This is a genomic window from Flavobacterium chungangense LMG 26729 (assembly GCF_000735715.2).
Taxonomy (GTDB): domain Bacteria; phylum Bacteroidota; class Bacteroidia; order Flavobacteriales; family Flavobacteriaceae; genus Flavobacterium; species Flavobacterium chungangense.
Genome location: NZ_JASY01000002.1, coordinates 801985 through 821816, shown reverse-complemented (window position 1 = coordinate 821816; position 19832 = coordinate 801985). Strand labels below are relative to the sequence as shown.

Here is a 19832-nt window from a genome sequence, read left to right as displayed (position 1 = left end):
CATATCGAAGACCATCAAAAATTAAAATATTTTAAGGAATTTTTAAGTTGACATTTAAGAATTTTACATAGATTTGTTCATCATTAAAACAAAGACTCTTAAAAGATGAAAAAAATAATTTTATTCGCTATGTTGGCTGTAGTTGGAATTACAGCTTCTAATGCTCAAAGTACTAAAAAAGCTGCTACAGCTAAAGTTGCTAAAGTTCAGGGAGCCGGAATGGTTTTTGAAAACGAAACAATTGATTACGGAACTATCGCTCACAATGCTGATGGTAATCGTCAGTTTGTTTTTGTAAACAACGGAACAAAGCCATTAATTATTACTAACACTCAGGGATCTTGTGGTTGTACTGTACCAACAACGCCTAAAGAACCAATTGCTCCGGGAGCTAAAGGTGTTATTGGTGTAAAATATGCTACTGACAGAATTGGTGCATTTACAAAAACGGTAACTGTTACTTCTAATGCTGAAGGACAACCTACAAAAACATTAACTATTAAAGGTACTGTTTTACCGGATCCGGCAAAAAGCTAATCTGAAAACAATAAAATAATCGAAAAAGCTTCCTTATCTTTGGAAGCTTTTTTTATGACCATAATTCAACCCGAATGAGAAAACTTGAAAATAGTGAACTGGACCGAAAATCGATTGATGATTTTAAAAAATCAGATAAAACTCCTTTAATTTTAGTATTAGACGATATTCGCAGCCTACACAATATAGGATCTGTATTTAGAACTGCCGATGCTTTTTTGGTAGAAAAAATTATCTTGTGCGGTATCACAGCTACGCCTCCTAATAAAGAAATTCATAAAACAGCTCTTGGCGCTACTGAAACCGTTTCCTGGGAACATCAGGAAAATGTTTTGGAAGTTATTGAAAACCTTAAAAAAGAAAACGTATTAACCCTCGCTATTGAACAAGTAGAGAGCGCTATTTTTCTTCAGGATTTTAAAGTTGAAAAAAATCAAAAATATGCATTCGTTTTTGGAAATGAAGTATATGGAGTTGCTCAGGAAGCAGTAGCTATTTGTGATGGCTGTATTGAAATTCCGCAATTGGGCACTAAACATTCTTTGAATATCGCCGTTAGTGCAGGGATAGTAGTTTGGGATTTGTTTTCCAAGTTAAACTGGTCAGAAAAACATTCAAAATCATAATTCTTAAAGAATACTCACATATTTAACATTAAAATAAAAATATCTTTTTTTATTATTATAAAATCGATATTTTTATAGGATGAAAAATATCAATTTCTTAAAAATATCAATTTTATTATATATTTTAAGTTTTGTTCAGACTTACGCAACTGAGAAAAAAACTGTTGATAGGAACTTAATTACTTTTAAAAATGACACTTTGAAATCAAATAAAAAAAGTCATTCCAAAACAGTTTTTACAATTGATCCTCCTGTAATTAAAGCTCATGGAAACCAACTATATTGCCCTCAAAACACTATCAATATTGTAACCGGAATCACTATTAGCCATGATCCTGCAGAAACAGGAACTCAGGCAGTTTATATTCAGATTTCTTCAGGATATTCTAATGGTTTTGATAAACTTGAACTTTCTAACCCTGCATTGCACCCTTCAATTACAACAAGTTGGGATGTTACTGCCGGAAAATTAAAATTATCAAGTCCAACAGGAATCGATGTTTCATACTCCAATTTTGAGTCTGCGATTAGAGATGTTGTTTTTTCAAACTCTTCTGCTACTGCCTCCGGAACCAAAACTTTTTCTATCACTATTGGACAGGCAAATTATTTACCATCAACCGGACATTTTTATCAATTTATCTCTAACGTTGGCATTACCTGGACACAGGCAAAAGCAGCCGCAGAAAACAGTACCTATTATGGTCTGAAGGGCTATCTGGCCACTATTTCAGCAAGAGATGAAGCAAAATTATCAGGTGAACAAGCCTCAGGAGCCGGCTGGATTGGCGGAAGTGATGCTGAAACAGAAAACATCTGGAAATGGGTCACAGGCCCCGAAGGCCTTGCAAATAATGGAAATGGAACAATTTTTTGGAATGGTCTTTCTAACGGCACCACTCCTAACTTTGCTTTTTGGAACAACAACGAACCAAACCAGGCCGGAGATGAAGATTATGCACATATCACAGCTCCAGGAATTGGAATTCCGGGTTCATGGAATGATTTATCAGATACAGGATCACTAATTCCAGGAGATAATTATCAGCCAAAAGGATACATTGTTGAGTATGGAGGAATGCCTGGGGAATCGCCTTTAGAAATTGCTGCCAGCACCCAAATTACAATTCCGGAGGCTATAATAACTTCTCCAAAACCAATTTGCGACTCAGGAATCTTTATTTTAAAAGCGATCTCGAATGCCGGAACGATTAACTGGTATGATGCAGCTGTAGGAGGCAATTTATTGGGTACCGGAAACACATATACGACTCCAACAATAAGCTCCACAACAACTTATTATGCTGATGCTGGCTGCGAAATAAATCGAAAAGCAGTAGTTGCTACTGTTAATAAAACTCCGGATACTCCAACTGTATATTCCCCCGTTTACAGGTGTGGAGCAGGAACTGTAACATTACAAGCAGCTTCAAATATGGGAGTTATTAATTGGTTTACAACTTCAACAGGCGGAACGAGTGTTTATACAGGAAATAATTTTACTACACCTGGTATTTCAGCAAATACAACTTATTATACTGAAGCTTCAGATAGTGGGTGTACTTCAAATCGTACTCCTGTAAATATAATAGTATATACTCCTCCTGTTGTTAGTGACGAAGAAATTATTTTATGCGAAAACCAAACTGTTATGTTAGATTCTAAACTGAGTGGAATGTTTTATAAATGGTCAACAGGAGAAACGACACAAACTATTTCTGTTTCAACTCCAGGAAGTTATAGCGTAGAAGTAACCAGTCCGAATCCTGAAAACTGTACCAGTAAAAAAACTATAACTGTTATTGAATATAAAAAGCCAATCATTAAAAATATTAATGTTAACAAAACAACTATTACTATCAATCTAAATAATGCATCAGATTATTTTGAATACTCTGTTGATGGGGTAAATTATCAAACTTCAAATACTTTTTATGATGTGACCGGTGGTTTGCAAACCGCCTATGTAAAAGTAAAAGATAATTTGTGCAACATTAATGAAACAACTCAGCATTTTATTGTATTGATTATTCCGGCATTTTTCACTCCTAATAACGATTTTCAAAATGATTTCTGGGAAGTAACCGGAATGGAGAATTATCCTCAGGCACAAGTCACTATTTTTGATCAGTACGGAAAATTATTAGCACAATTAAGCGGATCAAAATTGAGTTGGGACGGCACTTTCAACAAAGCTCCTCTTCCTTCTTCGGATTATTGGTATGTATTAAAAATTGACGATACAACCCCTCTTTTTAAAGGCCATTTTTCTTTGAAGAGATAATTTTAATTAGAAAATTTTTCAATTAGAAAATGAGATAATTATTCAGGCAAGAAAGATAAAATTCACACTTGTTAGAAAGTAAAGCCTTTAAAAGTTTTCTCATTATCAGATTGAAACATTATTTAATTACCTTTTGAATTTGATTCAATATAAAAAGATAATCTTCATGTTTCCTGACAAAATCGCGATCTGAAACATCAATGATCAAAACGTTCAGATCTGTTTGAGATTTAATATACTCTAAGTACCCGTTATTGATTTTATCTAAATATTCAGCCGAGATATTTTGCTCATAACTTCGGCCGCGCTTTTTTATGTTCTGAAGCAGTCTGGTTGTGTTTTGATATAAATAAACATACAGATCCGGCTTTGGCATTTCTTTATAAATGATATCAAACAAGTTTCGATACAAACGGTATTCATCTTCGGCAAGCGTAATTTTTGCAAAAATCAGGGATTTAAAAATATGATAATCGGCAATCACAAAATCTTTAAACAAATCAAATTGTGCCAAATCATCCGATAATTGCTGATAACGATCAGCAAGAAAAGACATTTCTAACGGAAAAGCATACCGGTTTTGATCCTTATAAAATTTTGGTAAAAAAGGATTATCTGCAAAACGTTCCAAAACGGTTTTTGCATTAAAATCTTCAGCAATTTTCTGTACCAAAGTAGTTTTTCCTGCACCAATATTTCCTTCAAAAGCAATATAATTAAACCGCTCAAGCGGAATTTCATCCAATGGATTTTTTAAGTCCTGAACCACAGTACAAATACTATCATCCGGTGTTATTGCAATTAATTCAGAAACAGTTTTATGAAGAACCGGGTGTTTCCAGTTTAATTTTAAATCCTGCATGGGCAGCAAAACAAAATTTCGGTTTTGCATTAATGGATGCGGAACCCGAAGCTTATCCGATTCGATAATTTCATCATCAAAAACAATCAAATCAATATCGATAATTCGGGATTGGTAGCCTTGCTGATCAGAACGGATACGTCCTAATTGTTTTTCTACTTTTAAAACCTGACTGAGTATTTTTTGTGCAGAGGAAGAACTGTGCAAAAGCAAAGCACAATTATAAAAAGCATCACTTTCGAATCCCCAGGCAGGCGTTTCGTACAATTTTGAAACCCGGATTACGGTTCCCACTTCCTGATGTATTAAATCAATACAACTTTCGATATTTTCCAGCCGATTGCCCTGATTGCTGCCTATTGATAAAATGACCTGATGCTGTGATTTCATAATTAATGCAAATTAACTAAAACTATTTTAGAATTAACAATATATTTGTGTAGTGCCATGTTTGTTCAATTGAAAATTTATCCATAAAAGTTGTAACAAAGCAGCCCCTTTTACTACTTATTTAAAAAAAGTATTTTATGAAATTTCTAGGAAATGTAATTGCCACAGTTGTTGGTATTTTTGTTTTTATTATGTTATTCTTTTTTGGAGTAATCCTAATAGGAACTATTTTTGGAAGCGAGGACACTGTTACAGTCAAAGCCGATTCAGTTATTGAATTAGATTTAAAAGAAATCAATAATGACTATGCCGGAAAATTTAAAGATCCATGGGTAACGCAATTCTCCAAAGATGGAAAAATTGGTTTAACTGATGTAATTAATGCTATTGAAGCGGCAAAAACAGACGACAAAATTAAAGGAATCTCTATATTAAATGATGAATCTTCTTTAGGACTGGCGCAATATAAAGATTTGAGAAATGCGTTGGAAAGCTTCAAGAAATCAGGAAAATTTGTTTGGGCTTACGCCAATACTTATTCTCAAAAAGAATATTATTTGAACTCGGTAGCAAATACTATCTATTTGAATCCTGCCGGAGATCTTGATTTTAAAGGACTTTCTTCTGAAGTAATGTTTTTTAAAGATTTTCAGGAAAAATCAGGTATCCATATGGAAGTGATTCGTCACGGAAAATACAAAAGTGCCGTTGAACCTTTCCTTGAAAACAAAATGAGCGATGCTAACAGAGAACAAATTACTGCTCTTTTAAATTCGATATGGTCAACTGTAGTAGCCGATATTTCAAAAAGCCGAAATATTCCGGTTACCAAATTAAACGAAATTGCAGACGGCTTGTTAGCCAGAACACCCGAAATGGCAAAAAATGCACATCTGGTTGACATTATAGCTTATGAAGATGTCTATCACAATGCCATAAAAAAAGCTTTAAAAGTGACCGGTGATGATGATTATAATAAAATCTCGATTTTAGATTACACTCAAAATAACGTAACCACAGCTTTAACTAATACTGCAACCGATCAAATTGCAATTATTTACGCTCAGGGCGAAATTGGCAGCGGTGAAGGTGATGTTAATCAAATTGGTGAAGGTTCCATGAGACGTTCACTTCAGGAAGCCAGAAAAAATGAGGATGTAAAAGCTATTGTGCTAAGAGTAGACAGTCCTGGAGGAAGCGCACTTACTTCTGATTTGATCTGGAGAGAAATTGAGATTACCAAAAAAGTAAAACCTGTTGTGGTCTCAATGGGTAATTATGCTGCATCCGGAGGTTATTATATCGCTTGCAATGCCAATAAAATTTTTGCCGAAAAAAATACAATCACGGGTTCTATTGGTGTTTTTGGTGTTTTACCAAATTTTAGCCCTTTGGCAAACAAATTAGGAATTAATACCGAACAGGTAAAAACACATGAAAACTCAGCAAATTATAGTCCGTTTGTACCGGTTGACGAAAAATTCAAAGCTTTTACACTGGAAAGTGTTGAGCACATTTACAACACTTTTGTAACACACGTTGCCGAAGGCCGAAAAATGACTTTTGCACAAGTAGATGCCATTGCACAGGGAAGAGTCTGGTCTGGGACTGAAGCTCTAAAAAATGGTTTAGTAGACCAAATTGGAGGGCTGAATGATGCTATTGCTGAAGCAGCCAAAATAGCAAAAGTAAAATCATACAGTACAGAGAATTATCCTGAATACGAGAAAGATTTCAATGACCTTTTATCAGGTCTTCCATTCGCTCATTCAAAAGAAACTTTTATAAAAGAAGAAATTGGTGAAGAAAATTATTTGCTTATCGAACACATCAAAAGACTTCAAAAACTTAAAGGAGCTCAGGCCATAATGCCCTACACCATCAACATCAAATAATTTCAGAATATGAATAAAATAATTCTTCTTCTAACCGTTTTTATACTAAGTTTTGTTAATGCTCAGGACAAAAAAGAAATCACTTTTAAGGAATCTCCAATTGTATTAAAAATAAATACAGATCAGCTTTTTGGAACATTAACGACTCCTGACCTAACAAAAAAATATCCCGTAGCATTACTAATTTCAGGTTCAGGACCAACAGACAGAAATGGGAACAATCCGATGATGAAAAACAATTCATTAAAAATGCTTGCCGAAAGTCTTGCAAAAAACGGAATTGCATCATTACGCTATGATAAAAGAGGGATTGGAGAAAGCAAAGCTTCGGCAATTTCAGAACAGACACTGGTATTTGAAAATTATACCGAAGATGCTAAAAGCTGGATTAATTTACTAAAACAAGACAAACGTTTTTCTGAGGTAATTATCATTGGACATAGTGAAGGTTCATTAATAGGAATGATAGCGGGAGCAAAAGCAAACAAATTCATTTCGATTGCAGGTCCCGGAGAATCTGCTGATATATTAATAAAAACACAAATCGGATCCAAATCAAACAAACAACTCAACGATTTGACTTTTCCAATTATTGATTCGCTGAAAAGCGGTAATACAGTAAAAAAAGTTGACCCGATGCTGAATTCTCTCTTCAGAGCCAGCATTCAGCCTTATTTAATTTCATGGTTTAAATACAATCCACAAACAGAAATTAAAAAATTAAATGTCCCTATTTTGATTGTTCAGGGAAATAAGGATTTACAAGTAACCGTCAAAGATGCCGAACTTTTATCTCAGGCCAGCAAAAATGCCGAACTTTTGATTGTCGAGAACATGAACCATGTTCTGAAAAATATCGAAGGCGATACTCAGGCAAACATGGAAAGCTATAACAATGAAAGCTTACCTGTTTCAGAAGTCATGACCAATAAGATTATTTCTTTTATCAAAAAGTAATCAAAATCATAAAACCATAAAATATCCGTTTGAATCTATATTCAGACGGATATTTTTTTATCCCTAAAAATCAAGTATGTTTCTGAATATGTTTGAGAAAAGTTTATCTTTAAACTCAATCAAAAAAACTATTTTTGCACTAAGAGCCTGTTTAAAATTTATTTATTGGCTTTTTTATGATGATTTTCGGCTACAACTTCGTTAAATTTTCATGCAATAGCGCTGCTATTCTATAAAAATTTGCCTTATTTCGCTCAAAAATCATTCAAAAATAAATTTTAAACAAGCTCTAAGTCAATTATATAATTAAACCTCAAATTCTATTTATATGCTTAAGAAAATTCTAAAAATCACCGGAATTATACTCGTAGTTTTTATTGCGGCTTTATTTGCGATTCCCTACTTTTTTAAAGATCAGATTAAAGCTAAAATTGCTGAAGCCATCAACGAAAGTGTAGATGCAAAAGTAAGTTTTGCAGATGCTGATTTAAGTTTATTTAAAAATTTCCCAAATGCAAATGTTTCGATTGAGAAATTAGTGATCATCAACAAAGCTCCATTTGAAGGAGATACTTTAGTTTCCTTAGGTGAATTAGATTTAAAGATGAGTATCAAGGAACTTTTTAAAGGAAAAGAAGAACCGATGAGCATCGAGGGAATCAGTTCTCAAAATGGTCTGATTAATATTATTTTCAACAAAGACGGAATCGGAAACTTTGATATTGCTTTAAAAGATAAAAAAGAAACCCAGAAAGATGATAAAAAAAGTGATCCACTTTCTTTAAAAATTCAGAATTATAAAATTGAAAATTTCACTTTCAGATATATCGATCAGGGTTCAAAAATAAAAATGGTAATTGATAGTTTAAATCACGAAGGGACCGGTGATTTCACCAATTCGAATCTTGACCTGACTACAAAATCCACTGCTAAAGTTTCTTTGGACATGGATAAAATGAATTATCTTAAAGATGTAAAACTGACTTTAGATGCTGTTTTAGGAATTGATTTAGCCAAAAGCAAGTATACTTTTAAAGAGAATAAAGCCCTGATCAATCAATTGCCTTTAGAATTTGACGGATTCATTCAGATGGTAGAAGCTGGACAGATTTATGACTTGAAATTCAAAACTCCTACCTCATCTTTTACTAATTTCTTAGGATTAATTCCTTCAGCCTATGCATCAAGTTTAGATGGCGTAAAAACAACCGGAGATTTTACTATTGTTGGTTTTGCAAAAGGAGAATTAACAGAAACAACAGTTCCTAAATTCAATATTGCAATCGCATCAAACAATGCTTCTTTTCAATATCCAAACTTACCAAAATCGGTTCAGAGTATTGTAATTGATACTAAAATCATCAATGAAACCGGTATTTTGAATGATACCTACGTTAATCTTGACAAACTTTCTTTCAAAATAGATCAGGATGTTTTTAGTGCCAAAGCAAATATTAAAAATATAACGGTAAATCCTATTGTTGATGCCGCTTTAAAAGGAACTATCAATTTGGCGAATCTTTCAAAGGCCTATCCTGTTAAATTAGATAAGCCACTGGCAGGAATCTTAAAAGCTGATGTTACGACTAATTTTGATATGGCATCTGTAGAGAACAGCCAGTATCAAAACATTAAAAATGCAGGAACGATAAGTTTGTCAGGATTCAAATATACTGATGAGAACAATAAATCAATGAACATCAGCACGGCTTTGGTTGAGTTTAATCCGAGCAGAATTAACCTAAAGCAGTTTAATGCTACCACCGGAAAAAGTGATATTGCCATTAATGGAATTTTAGAAAATTTCTACGGTTTTATGTTCAAAAAACAAGAGCTGAAAGGAAACTTCAATATGAGTTCAAACCAGTTGGCTGTTGACGATTTTATGACTTCAGGAGAGCCTGCAAAAACTACAACCACAAATGGTGAAGCTAAAGCTGAAACAAAAACGGCTGGAAAGCCTGCAGATGCAATGAAGATTCCAGCATTTTTAAATTGTACTTTAAACGCAAAAGCAAATACCGTTTTGTATGATAATTTAAAATTGACTGCGGTTTCAGGAAAACTAATCATCAAGGATGAAAAAGCCACTTTAGAAAACTTTAAAACATCAATTTTTGGGGGATCAATCGGATTGACAGGTACGGTTTCTACAAAAGCAAAAGTTCCTACTTTTGATATGAATTTAGGTTTCAAACAGGTTGATATTGCTCAGACTTTTACGCAATTGGATATGATGAAAAAAATTGCACCTATCGCAGGAATAATCAACGGAAAATTAAATTCGACTATTAAATTAAACGGAAATCTGGATGCCAAAGAATTAACTCCTGATTTAAAATCACTTTCCGGGGATTTACTGGGGCAATTACTTTCGACTACGGTAAATGCAAAAAATTCGACTTTGTTGAACAGTTTGAGTTCTAATGTTAAATTTATTGACGTAAATAAACTGAACTTAAATGATTTAAAAATGGCACTGACTTTTGATGACGGGAAAGTAAATATCAAACCATTTGACATAAAATACCAGGACATTAAAATTAACGTTGGCGGAGCTCATGGGTTTGATCAGACGATGAGTTACAATATAAAAATGGATGTACCGGCAAAGTATTTAGGCACTGAAGCAAATGCTTTTCTCTCTAAGTTATCTCCTGCAGATGCTGCTAAATTAGATAACATTCCAATTTCAGGTATGATAACCGGAAACTTCTCAAAACCTAAGGTTGCCATAGATACCAAAACGGCCATAAATAATCTTACCTCTCAGGTAGTTAAGCAACAAAAAGAAAAGCTAACCAAACAAGGCGCTACAGCCCTTACGGATTTACTGAACAAAAACAGCAAATCAAAAGATACAACAAAGACGGCTACTGATAAGGCGAAAACTAATGAAGAAGTTAAAACTAAAGCAAGTGACTTACTGAATGGCTTGTTTAAGAAGAAAAAATAACAAAAAAAGAAAGGTCAATCTAAACAGATTGACCTTTCTTTTTAAATCGCTTTATAATAGATGGCTGATTTTCCGTTATTTAAAATTGTATCAAAAACTCTAAAATAATCTTGTTTCGAAAAATTATTTATATCAACTCCAATACTATTATTATCGTATGGTTCATATTTCTTTAATTTTGAAACAGAAAACAGCCCCACTGTTGGCGTTAGAACCGCACTGGACAAATGCATGATTCCACTGTCCGCACCTATAAACAAATCGGCATTAGCTATAACAGCGCCAATTTCCCGAATATGCTTACTATAAAATGTAGGTGCTTTAAAACCAATCTGAGAAACATTTTCTATTGGTAAAATCTCTATAATATTATAATTTTTATATTCAGCTTTTAAATTGGCATAAAAATCTTCCCACCAGGATTCCGATAAACATTTTGCTCCTGTTGCATAAGTAAAAATACAAATTGTTTTGTTCGTGTTTCCTACCAAATTTTCCAATGTTTTCTTACCAGCTGCAATTTCATGAGAATTCAGTTTAAGATCTAAAGGTGCAATAGTACTATCTTTTTTCTCAAATCCTAATTTGGTCAAATAATCCCGAAAGTGATAAATTGGATATTTGGCAATATGAGCATAATCGCCAGAAAATAAATTGGCAGAAAAAGGCAAATCGCCAAAAAACTTAAATTTAGAATTAGAAAACTTGGTTGCCAATCGACCAGAAGAAGAGCCGTGATCTACATTTATGGCAATGTCGTATTTGTACTTTTTTAAGGAAATCCAAACACTAAAATATTTTAATAAATTGCTAAAAGGCTTTTTAGGCAATTCTATTATTCTGGATATCTGACCATAATTTTGAAAAATGACAGGTGCCAAAGAACCTTTTACAAACAAATCGATTTTACAATTTGGAAACGTCTGTTCTAATTCCTGAACAAAAGGAGTAATCAATAATAAATTCCCTAATCTGGCATTCGGTCTGCAAATCAACACTCTTTTGATATCGTTTCTATTAACCAAAGTAATCCCTTGTTCAGTGTTTGATTTTCCAATATTCTTAGTCAAATTACGCATAAGACTACGTCTGACAATATTTACTTTACTTAAAATTCCCATTTTATAACTAATTAAGCTGATTTATAATTTAAAAATGAATTCTTCTTGTAATCTGTTACAAAACTAATTCGTATATCTTTTTAAAATTAAAACCTCTCAATAAGTAATTATTATAAAATTGTAATGAAATGTTTCATTTTTCACATGTCAATATTTTAAATATCAGTAAATTAAAAGACAAAAGCTTTGAGAAATCCCAAAGCTTTTGTCTTTTAATTAATATTTTAAATCATCTGTTAAACTGAAATAGTAACTAAATATCCTTCAGATCCTCTGACATTAAAAACAGTACCGTTTTCAAAAATTAAATATTGCCCTTTAATTCCAACAAGCTTTCCTTGAAACGATGGAGTTTTGTCCAAATTTAAGCTTGCTACTTTTACAGGATAATCTAAAACCGGGTAATGTAAATCGTATACATCATTCTTTTGACTGTAAAAATATTCCTGAGCTTCTGCCGGAATTAAACTTTCTATTTTCACTTTTTCGGCAATCAAATCGAAAGTTTGTGTGGGGTTTTGAAGCATTTTTCTCCAGTTGGTTTTATCTGTGTAGAAGCTTTTTAAAGCGACTTCTGTAATACCTGCCAGATATCTGTTAGGAACCTCAACTATTGAAATTGCCTGACTTGCCCCCTGATCTATCCATCTGGTTGGCACCTGAGTTTTACGTGTTACACCCACTTTTATTTCACTGGCTACAGCAAAATAAACAACATGAGGCTGCAATTGTACTTTTTGTTCATACTCCAGGTCACGATCAGCGATTCCTAAATGTGCCGTACTCAGTTCAGGTCTCATAATCCAGTCTCCAACGGCAGGACTGGAGTAAAAACAATCATAGCAAAATCCCTGACGAAATATTTTTTTCTTTTTACTGCAATTCAAACATTGATACCCTGCAAAACTGATTTCTATTTCGCTATTCAATAATTGGTTCATATGTAGAAAACTATCTTCAAAAACCAGATAATATTGAATTGGATTTCCAAATTCGGTTTGCATTTTTGTAAGTACACCTTGATATTGCATTTGAGATTGTAATGTTTAAATTGTAGTGTTTGGATTTTTGTTTCCCTTTTAAAATTAAATTCAAGAAAGGGAATCTTTGTCGCAAATAAATTGTTTTTTATAAAAAAACACTATTTTTGATATAACGACAAAGTTAGTATTTGTATATCGATATTCAAATTTTAAATCTCCGGCTTTTGCAAAAAGCATGAATCAGAAAATTTAAAATCTAAATCTAAAATTCCCCCATGCCTATATCCATAATAAATTCTTTTGCTTCATGGGTCCTGAAACAAAGGATACATCAAATAGAACTTTTTTTAAAATATCCCAACGAAGTTCAGGAAGAACTGCTCCATAATTTATTGACTGCTTCAGAAAATACCATTTTTGGAAAACAATATGACTTCGCTTCTATAAATTCGTACCAGACTTTTGCAGAAAGAGTACCTGTTTCAAGTTATGAAGAGTTAGAGCCTTTGATTGAGCGAACACGTCAGGGAGAACAAAATGTATTTTGGGAAACTCCTATAAAATGGTTTGCCAAATCGAGCGGTACTACTAACGCTAAAAGTAAATTTATTCCGGTAAGCAATGAAGCCCTTGAAAACTGTCATTATAAAGGAAGCAAGGATTTGCTTTGCATGTATTTAAATAATAATGAAGATTCACAGTTATTTGTTGGGAAAAGTCTTCGTTTAGGCGGAAGTTCACAGATCTACGAAAACAACAATACTTTTTTCGGAGATTTATCGGCAATCCTGATTGAAAACATGCCTATTTGGGCTGAATTTAGCAGTACGCCGAGCAGTAAAACTTCTTTAATGACCGAATGGGAAAGTAAAATAGCTGCTATCATCAATGAAACCAAAACCGAAAATGTAACGAGTTTTGCCGGAGTTCCTTCATGGATGCTGGTTTTAATGAATCGGGTTTTAGAAGATACCGGAAAAGGAAATCTCCTTGAACTTTGGCCAAATCTGGAAGTTTATTTTCACGGCGGAGTGAGTTTTTCTCCGTATAAAGAACAGTACAAGAAAATTCTCCCGAGCAAAGATTTCAAATACTACGAAATATACAATGCTTCAGAAGGCTTTTTTGCCATTCAGGATTTGAATAATTCAAATGATTTATTATTGATGCTGGACTACGGTATTTTCTATGAATTCATTCCAATGGATACCTTCGATACACCAAATCCAAAAGTGATTTGTTTAGCCGACGTCGAGCTAAATAAAAATTATGCCATTGTAATTACCACCAATTCCGGATTATGGCGCTATTTGATTGGTGATACGGTTCGTTTTACTTCATTAAACCCATACAGAATCAGGGTTACGGGAAGAACTAAACATCATATCAATGTTTTCGGCGAAGAACTGATGGTCGAAAATACTGATCAGGCGATTGCCAAAGCCTGCGAAATCACCCAAACGGAAGTTATTGATTATACCGTTGCTCCAATTTTTATGCAGGACAAAGAAAAAGGTGCCCACGAATGGATGATTGAGTTCAAGAAAAAACCTGCTGATGTTGGACTTTTCCAAAAGGTTTTAGATGAAACTTTACAGACCTTAAACTCTGATTACGAAGCCAAACGCTACAACAATATGACGTTAAATCCTTTGGTAATTAATGTCGCCAGGGAAAATTTATTTTACGATTGGCTGAAGGAACGTGATAAATTGGGCGGACAGCATAAGATTCCGAGGCTTTCGAATCAGAGGGATTATCTGGAGCAGTTGAAGGAGATGTAGAGTTTATATATTTAGTTTAAAAAACATGAACTATCATGATCATAAAAATGCAATCAAACTTTCTTTTCCAGAATTGGAATTGCATTTACTTGATGAGTCAGAATTCCAATCTTTCAAAAATGAGAATTTTGCAAAACAATATATCAATTCTTGCATAGAATTATGTAATAATGCATCTGACAAATTAGAAATTAATATAAATTTTGGGGTAAAATATGATTACTCTTCTAATGCTCAAGCAACTGTTAAAGGTAAACGTGGAGTAATACTCCTTAACTTAGGATTGATTGAAAAATTAGAATCTATAATCTCCGATTCAATTGAAATTTTCTCAATGGAAAATGTTTCACGGTTAACAATTCAGGAAAACGATAAAACAGAATTAAAAGCCTTATTGTCCGATTTATGTTTTTCATATATATTTTACCATGAGCTTGCACATATTTTACAACTGACAAATGCATCTTCAGACGGATACCATAATTTTCAAGAACTATATATATATGAAAATAAATTTGATGTTAGAAAACATTTATATGAAATTGATGCAGATAATTTTGGAATTTGCATGAGTATGTCCAAATTAATTGATTATGCAAGCAATAAAAATTATCCAATTAGTACTGTTTTAATATTTAATCTATTAACCTTATTCGTATTTTCAATTGCTAATATTATTATAGAATTTTCTAAAAATCAATTTAATGACATTTACTATAAAAGCCATAGTCACCCTCACCCTCTAATAAGAATAGTAAAATGTAGTGAGCGAATTGTCTCTTTTGCATCAGATAATTTAAATATTAAAGAAGAACTTTCTTATGTTGTTTTACAAAGATCAGTAACAATGATGAGCCAAATTCAATATAGCAATGGCGTAATAGATTATTTGAAGTTATTACAAGATAATATATCAGATATCGAAATTTACAACAATGAAATTGAAGTTTTAAATGAATCTTACAGAGAACTTATTCGATTCCGAATTCAAAAATTATTTAATAGCCTTTTAATAAGTAAATAAAACCGCTCGTTAACATAATCAAACTCAAATCATTTTCTTGAGGGTACGAGCGAGACGCTCGCACTAGTACAAACAATTTAATAATTTTAAAAACGCTAATCCCACTAAATAGCATGAGGGATAGAAGTGGAAATCCTTTTGTGCCGGGGTTCGGCATAAAAGATTGCAGCGGATAGCCCGACCCGCTTTTTTCGGCGGGGCATGCCCATAAAAAAACCTTAGGTCAAATGATGAACTAAGGTTTGTTTTATTTTTATATTCTGTTCGTTGCTCTGTGGATGTGATTTCTCCTTCGTCGAAATGACAAAAAATGAGTCGAATTTTGTTAACTACATCATATCGATATATCGATCGTGATATCCTAACAAATACAACACTCCATCCAGACCTAAACTCGAAATCGAATTTGAGGCACTTTCTTTTACTTTTGGTTTGGCGTGGAAAGCAATTCCAAGACCAGCTAAGTTGATCATTGGCAAATCGTTTGCTCCGTCTCCAACTGCAATGGTCTGGTTGATGTGGATTCCTTCTTTTTCGGCAATGGCAGTTAGATATTCTGCTTTTTTGATACCATCTACGATATCACCTATATATTTACCGGTTAATTTACCATCTTTAATTTCTAACTGATTGGCGTGAACATAATCGATTCCCAGCTCTTTTTGCAGGTATTCTCCAAAATAGGTAAATCCTCCAGATAGAATTGCCGTTTTATAGCCGTAATATTTTAAAGCTTTCATCAAACGGTGTGCTCCTTTTGTGATTGGAAGGTTTTCGGCAACTTTTTGCAAAACGTCTTCGCTTAAACCTTCGAGTAAAGCCATACGTTTTTTGAAACTTTCGTTGAAGTCAATTTCGCCGTTCATGGCAGATTCTGTAATCGCTCTTACCTGTTCGCCTACTCCATTTAGTTCTGCCAGCTCATCGATAACTTCTGTCTGGATTAATGTAGAATCCATATCGAAGCAAACCAGACGTCTGTTTCTTCTGTAGATATTGTCTTCCTGAAACGAAATATCAACGTCCAGTGTTCTGGAAATTGCCATAAAATTAGCCGTCATTTCGATCTTGTTTACAATATCGCCGGTAACGGATAACTGGATGCAGGAACGTGGATACTCTTCCTTTTCAACAACAGAAGTTCTTCCTGTCAATCTGATGATAGAGTTGATGTTCAGGTTTTGATCTGTCATTATTTTAGTTACAGCTGCCAATTGTACGGCCGTTAATTTTTCTCCTAAAATATTAATGATATAACGCTGATTGGATTGTGATTTTACCCAGGTTTCATAATCTTCGACAGAAATAGGAATAAATTTAACCTTTACTTCCAATTCATAGGCTTTGAACAGTAAATCTTTTAAAACAGGTCCGGAAGTTGAACCGGCTTCGATCTCGAACAAAATCCCTAAAGATAATGTATCGTGAATATCAGCCTGACCTATGTCTAAAATCACGGCATCATAAGCTGCTAATACTGTAGTTAAACCTGCTGTAACCCCCGGTTTGTCGTGTCCTGAAACTTTTAATAAAATAATTTCTTTATCTTCTGTCGCCATTTTATCTTTATTGATTTTAAGAAGCGACAAAAATCGGCAATCTATTGTTTATAAAAAAGGATATTGTTTGTTTTTTTGAATACAAAAAGCACATTCCGAATGTGCTTTCTATATTAATTTAACAATTATGTTTCGATACTGAAATTACATAACTTTTTTAATTTCCGGGTTGCGGTTCTTCAAGACTAATCATCCAGTTTACTCCAAACTTATCTTTGAGCATCCCAAAATAAGAACTCCAAAAGGTTTTTTCCAATGGCATATCTACCCTTCCGCCAGCAGAAAGCCCGTTAAAAATCTTGTCTGCTTCTTCTGTGGTTTCTGTGCCGATTGATATTGAGAAATTATCTCCAAAACCTACATCTCCATATTTGGGATGACTGTCACTTCCCATCAAGATCGTATCTCCAATTGGAAGCGAAATATGCATAATCCGGTTTGAATCTTCCTCAGAAAGTTCTTGTGCACCTTCTTCTGCAGGTGCATCTTTGTATTTTCCGACATATTGAAATTCTCCTCCAAAAACGGATTTGTAAAACAGAAATGCTTCTTCGCAATTTCCATTAAACATTAAATAAGTTGTTACTGATTTTACCATGATTTGATATTTTTGTCATTATTTATTTCTATTACTTATTGCAATTTGATATTGACATTGTAATTGATATTTACTTTTCCGCAAGTTCTTTTACAGTTTCCAGTCCTTTTGGAAATGCATCTTTAAAATAGTCAATATGCTTTTCGATTACATCAACTTGAGAAACCAGATCTGTAAATTCGTCATCGGGAATTAATCGGTAGGTTTCCATATAACCACTCCATTTTTCTGTTTCCTCATTAAGAGGCAATTCCTTAAAATCTTTTATCTCTCCAATATGTTTGAAAGCCATATATTCATTCGGAATTTTCTTTTCTATAATACTATTCATTCCTTCTCCTCCGGGAGACATGAAATGTATTTTATCACCCTCATTCCAATCGCTTACTGCATACGAGCCTTCGCAAAAAGCACTTGTCCATTTTTTATACGTTTCATCCTCCCATAAAACAGACCAGATTTTTTCCGGCGAAGCTTTGATTCTGATTTTAAATTCTAATGTTTCCATAATTATGATAATTTACTAAAATCCATAAATAAGACATTCCAACGATGGCCATCTAAATCTGCAAAACCACAACCGTACATCCAGCCCTGACTTTCTGTCGGAGCCGCAAAAACAGTTCCTCCTGCATCCTGTACTTTTTGGGCCAGTTCATCCACTTCTTCACGGCTCTCAGCATCAATCGAAATCAAAATCTCAGAACCGGCATTAGTATCTGTAATACTGTTTTGCGAAAAGCTTTCAAAAATTGATTCTTCAAAAAGCATCACTACAAAATGCCCCTCACCCACCACCATACAAGTCGAAGTTGGGGTGTCATGCTGTTCATTAAAAGAAAAACCTATTTTCCAGAAAAACTCTTTTGCTTTTGCTACATTTTTCACTGGCAGATTCAACCATATTTGTTTTGTCATTTTTGATATTTTATTTGTTAAACAATTATTTTAAATCTTAATCTTTGATATGAATTAACTTTTAATCTCTACAAATCTGTTGCTCTGAACATAGAAAACTAATTATTTTCAGCGTAATTTTTAAAATTATCCAGAATGGTCTGCCATCCTCCGCGCTGCATTTCTTCGGGATTTTGTGTTTCTGGATCAAAACTCTCTATTATTTCTACGCCGTTTGGTATTTCATTGAAACTAATTTCAACCTTTCTTCCATCGTCCATAATGTATTCAATGGATTCATTTTGTTTTACCAAAGTATATTCTCCTCCAAAGTCAAAACTCATACTGCCGTCTTTTGCCGCCATAGTCGATTTGAATTTGCCACCTTCTCTCAAATCATTTTCTGCGTAAGGTGTATGCCAGTCCGGAGATGCGAAACTCCATTTTGTAATATGTTCCGGTGAAGTCCAAAACTCCCAAATCTTTTGTATTGAAGAATTTATTGTTGCTTTTACTGTAATCATTGTAGTTCTCTGTTTTAAAATTTTACTTATTTTCCGTTGGTTTTATCCATTCGTTTATAATTTTCTCCAACTCGTCTTTTCCTTTTTTAATCTCCTGACTATTTTTAAAAGTTATGACTGCCCTGTCGTTTTCTTTCCATACTAACATTTTACTTTTATTGGCAATCAATCTGTCTTTTGGCTGCTCCTGTTTTTTTGCTCCTCTGTGAAAAATCAGTTGCACTTTTGTTGTCATGGGCTGAATTCTCATTGTAATTCTGTCTTCATTTTCAAAGCAATAGTTTGGTGCATTCCATTTAATATTTTCAGTCAGATTTTTATTTGATACTAAAATGTGATCTCTCAATTCCTCAATTTCTTTTCTGAACGGATGATTTAGTTCGTTCAGAAATTCAGTTACTTCGCTGCTCTTATTTGATTGTTTTGTCATTTAATTAGCTTCAGTATACTTTTTAAAATTATCAATAACCCTTTGGCAAAATTGTTTTTGCTCACTTGCAGGATGGGTCTTTTCAGGTTCAAATATTTCTGTAATTTTCACTATATCATCCTGAATTTCAAACTGAACGCTTCCTGTTCTGTTATCAACAAGCTGATATTCAATAACTAAAAATTTGTCGACTTTAGTATAAATTCCTTCATAATCAAAAGAAATACTTTCATCTTTTGTCGCCATTGTATACTTGAATTTACCTCCGGCCTTCACATCATTTTCTACAGCTGGTGTATGCCAGTCATCAGTAGGATTATTCCATTTATGAATGTGTTTTGGAGTCGTCCAGAATTCCCAAACTTTCTCGATTGATGCATTAACACTGGTTTGTACCGTTATCAT

General features: G+C 33.6%; 18 protein-coding genes. 8 read left to right on the top strand and 10 right to left on the bottom strand.

Annotated elements, in window-relative coordinates; all coding sequences use genetic code 11:
• Positions 1-105: 105 nt before the first annotated feature.
• The 3 genes from JE46_RS06735 (at position 106) to JE46_RS06725 (ending at position 3447) form a co-directional block, all read left to right on the top strand.
• Positions 106-537 carry a DUF1573 domain-containing protein gene (locus JE46_RS06735; RefSeq protein WP_031454498.1) on the top strand — a complete coding sequence of 144 codons (432 nt, stop codon included), beginning with the start codon at positions 106-108 and terminating at the stop codon, positions 535-537.
• Between the two features lie 74 nt (positions 538-611).
• A complete protein-coding gene (locus JE46_RS06730; protein WP_031454497.1) occupies positions 612-1163 on the top strand; it encodes an RNA methyltransferase in 552 nt (183 codons plus the stop codon).
• A 199-nt stretch (positions 1164-1362) separates the two neighbouring features.
• Positions 1363-3447 carry an Ig-like domain-containing protein gene (locus tag JE46_RS06725; RefSeq protein ID WP_236010735.1) on the top strand — a complete coding sequence of 695 codons (2085 nt, stop codon included), beginning with the start codon at positions 1363-1365 and terminating at the stop codon, positions 3445-3447.
• Between the two features lie 118 nt (positions 3448-3565).
• Here JE46_RS06725 and folK read toward each other — a convergent pair whose 3' ends face one another.
• Positions 3566-4699, bottom strand: a complete 1134-nt coding sequence (folK, locus tag JE46_RS06720) for a 2-amino-4-hydroxy-6-hydroxymethyldihydropteridine diphosphokinase (RefSeq protein WP_031454495.1) — start codon at positions 4697-4699, stop codon at positions 3566-3568.
• A 137-nt stretch (positions 4700-4836) separates the two neighbouring features.
• On the opposite strand from folK, the gene sppA reads away from it, so the two are divergent.
• The 3 genes from sppA (at position 4837) to JE46_RS06705 (ending at position 10507) form a co-directional block, all read left to right on the top strand.
• Positions 4837-6594, top strand: a complete 1758-nt coding sequence (gene sppA / locus JE46_RS06715) for a signal peptide peptidase SppA (protein WP_031454494.1) — start codon at positions 4837-4839, stop codon at positions 6592-6594.
• A 9-nt stretch (positions 6595-6603) separates the two neighbouring features.
• A complete protein-coding gene (locus tag JE46_RS06710; protein WP_031454493.1) occupies positions 6604-7551 on the top strand; it encodes an alpha/beta hydrolase in 948 nt (315 codons plus the stop codon).
• A gap of 328 nt (positions 7552-7879) precedes the next feature.
• The gene (locus tag JE46_RS06705; RefSeq protein WP_031454492.1) at positions 7880-10507 is read left to right on the top strand and encodes an AsmA-like C-terminal region-containing protein; all 2628 of its coding nucleotides are present in this window, start codon (positions 7880-7882) and stop codon (positions 10505-10507) included.
• 41 nt (positions 10508-10548) lie between these two features.
• Here JE46_RS06705 and JE46_RS06700 read toward each other — a convergent pair whose 3' ends face one another.
• Positions 10549-11628, bottom strand: coding sequence for a glycosyltransferase family 9 protein (locus tag JE46_RS06700; RefSeq protein ID WP_031454491.1), 1080 nt, complete (start codon positions 11626-11628; stop codon positions 10549-10551).
• Positions 11629-11864: 236 nt separating this feature from the next.
• Positions 11865-12659 (bottom strand): DUF2797 domain-containing protein, encoded by a 795-nt coding sequence (locus JE46_RS06695; protein ID WP_031454490.1) that lies wholly within the window; start codon positions 12657-12659, stop codon positions 11865-11867.
• Between the two features lie 227 nt (positions 12660-12886).
• On the opposite strand from JE46_RS06695, the gene JE46_RS06690 reads away from it, so the two are divergent.
• Both JE46_RS06690 and JE46_RS06685 read left to right on the top strand, forming a co-directional pair.
• The gene (locus JE46_RS06690; protein ID WP_031454489.1) at positions 12887-14395 is read left to right on the top strand and encodes a GH3 auxin-responsive promoter family protein; all 1509 of its coding nucleotides are present in this window, start codon (positions 12887-12889) and stop codon (positions 14393-14395) included.
• A gap of 25 nt (positions 14396-14420) precedes the next feature.
• Positions 14421-15419 (top strand): hypothetical protein, encoded by a 999-nt coding sequence (locus tag JE46_RS06685; RefSeq protein ID WP_031454488.1) that lies wholly within the window; start codon positions 14421-14423, stop codon positions 15417-15419.
• Positions 15420-15748: 329 nt separating this feature from the next.
• Here JE46_RS06685 and serB read toward each other — a convergent pair whose 3' ends face one another.
• From serB to JE46_RS06650, 7 genes are all read right to left on the bottom strand, one after another.
• On the bottom strand, positions 15749-16978 hold the full coding sequence (serB, locus tag JE46_RS06680) for a phosphoserine phosphatase SerB (RefSeq protein WP_031454487.1): 1230 nt from the start codon (positions 16976-16978) through the stop codon (positions 15749-15751).
• 157 nt (positions 16979-17135) lie between these two features.
• Entirely contained in the window at positions 17136-17576 is a 441-nt protein-coding gene (locus JE46_RS06675; protein ID WP_031454486.1) for a VOC family protein, read from the bottom strand.
• 70 nt (positions 17577-17646) lie between these two features.
• Entirely contained in the window at positions 17647-18084 is a 438-nt protein-coding gene (locus tag JE46_RS06670) for an SRPBCC domain-containing protein (RefSeq protein WP_031454485.1), read from the bottom strand.
• A gap of 2 nt (positions 18085-18086) precedes the next feature.
• Positions 18087-18494: a VOC family protein gene (locus JE46_RS06665; protein ID WP_031454484.1), complete on the bottom strand. Its 408-nt coding sequence runs from the start codon at positions 18492-18494 to the stop codon at positions 18087-18089.
• 98 nt (positions 18495-18592) lie between these two features.
• Positions 18593-18997: an SRPBCC family protein gene (locus JE46_RS06660; protein ID WP_031454483.1), complete on the bottom strand. Its 405-nt coding sequence runs from the start codon at positions 18995-18997 to the stop codon at positions 18593-18595.
• A gap of 22 nt (positions 18998-19019) precedes the next feature.
• Positions 19020-19427: a DUF1801 domain-containing protein gene (locus JE46_RS06655; protein ID WP_031454482.1), complete on the bottom strand. Its 408-nt coding sequence runs from the start codon at positions 19425-19427 to the stop codon at positions 19020-19022.
• Positions 19428-19832 carry an SRPBCC domain-containing protein gene (locus JE46_RS06650; RefSeq protein WP_031454481.1) on the bottom strand — a complete coding sequence of 135 codons (405 nt, stop codon included), beginning with the start codon at positions 19830-19832 and terminating at the stop codon, positions 19428-19430.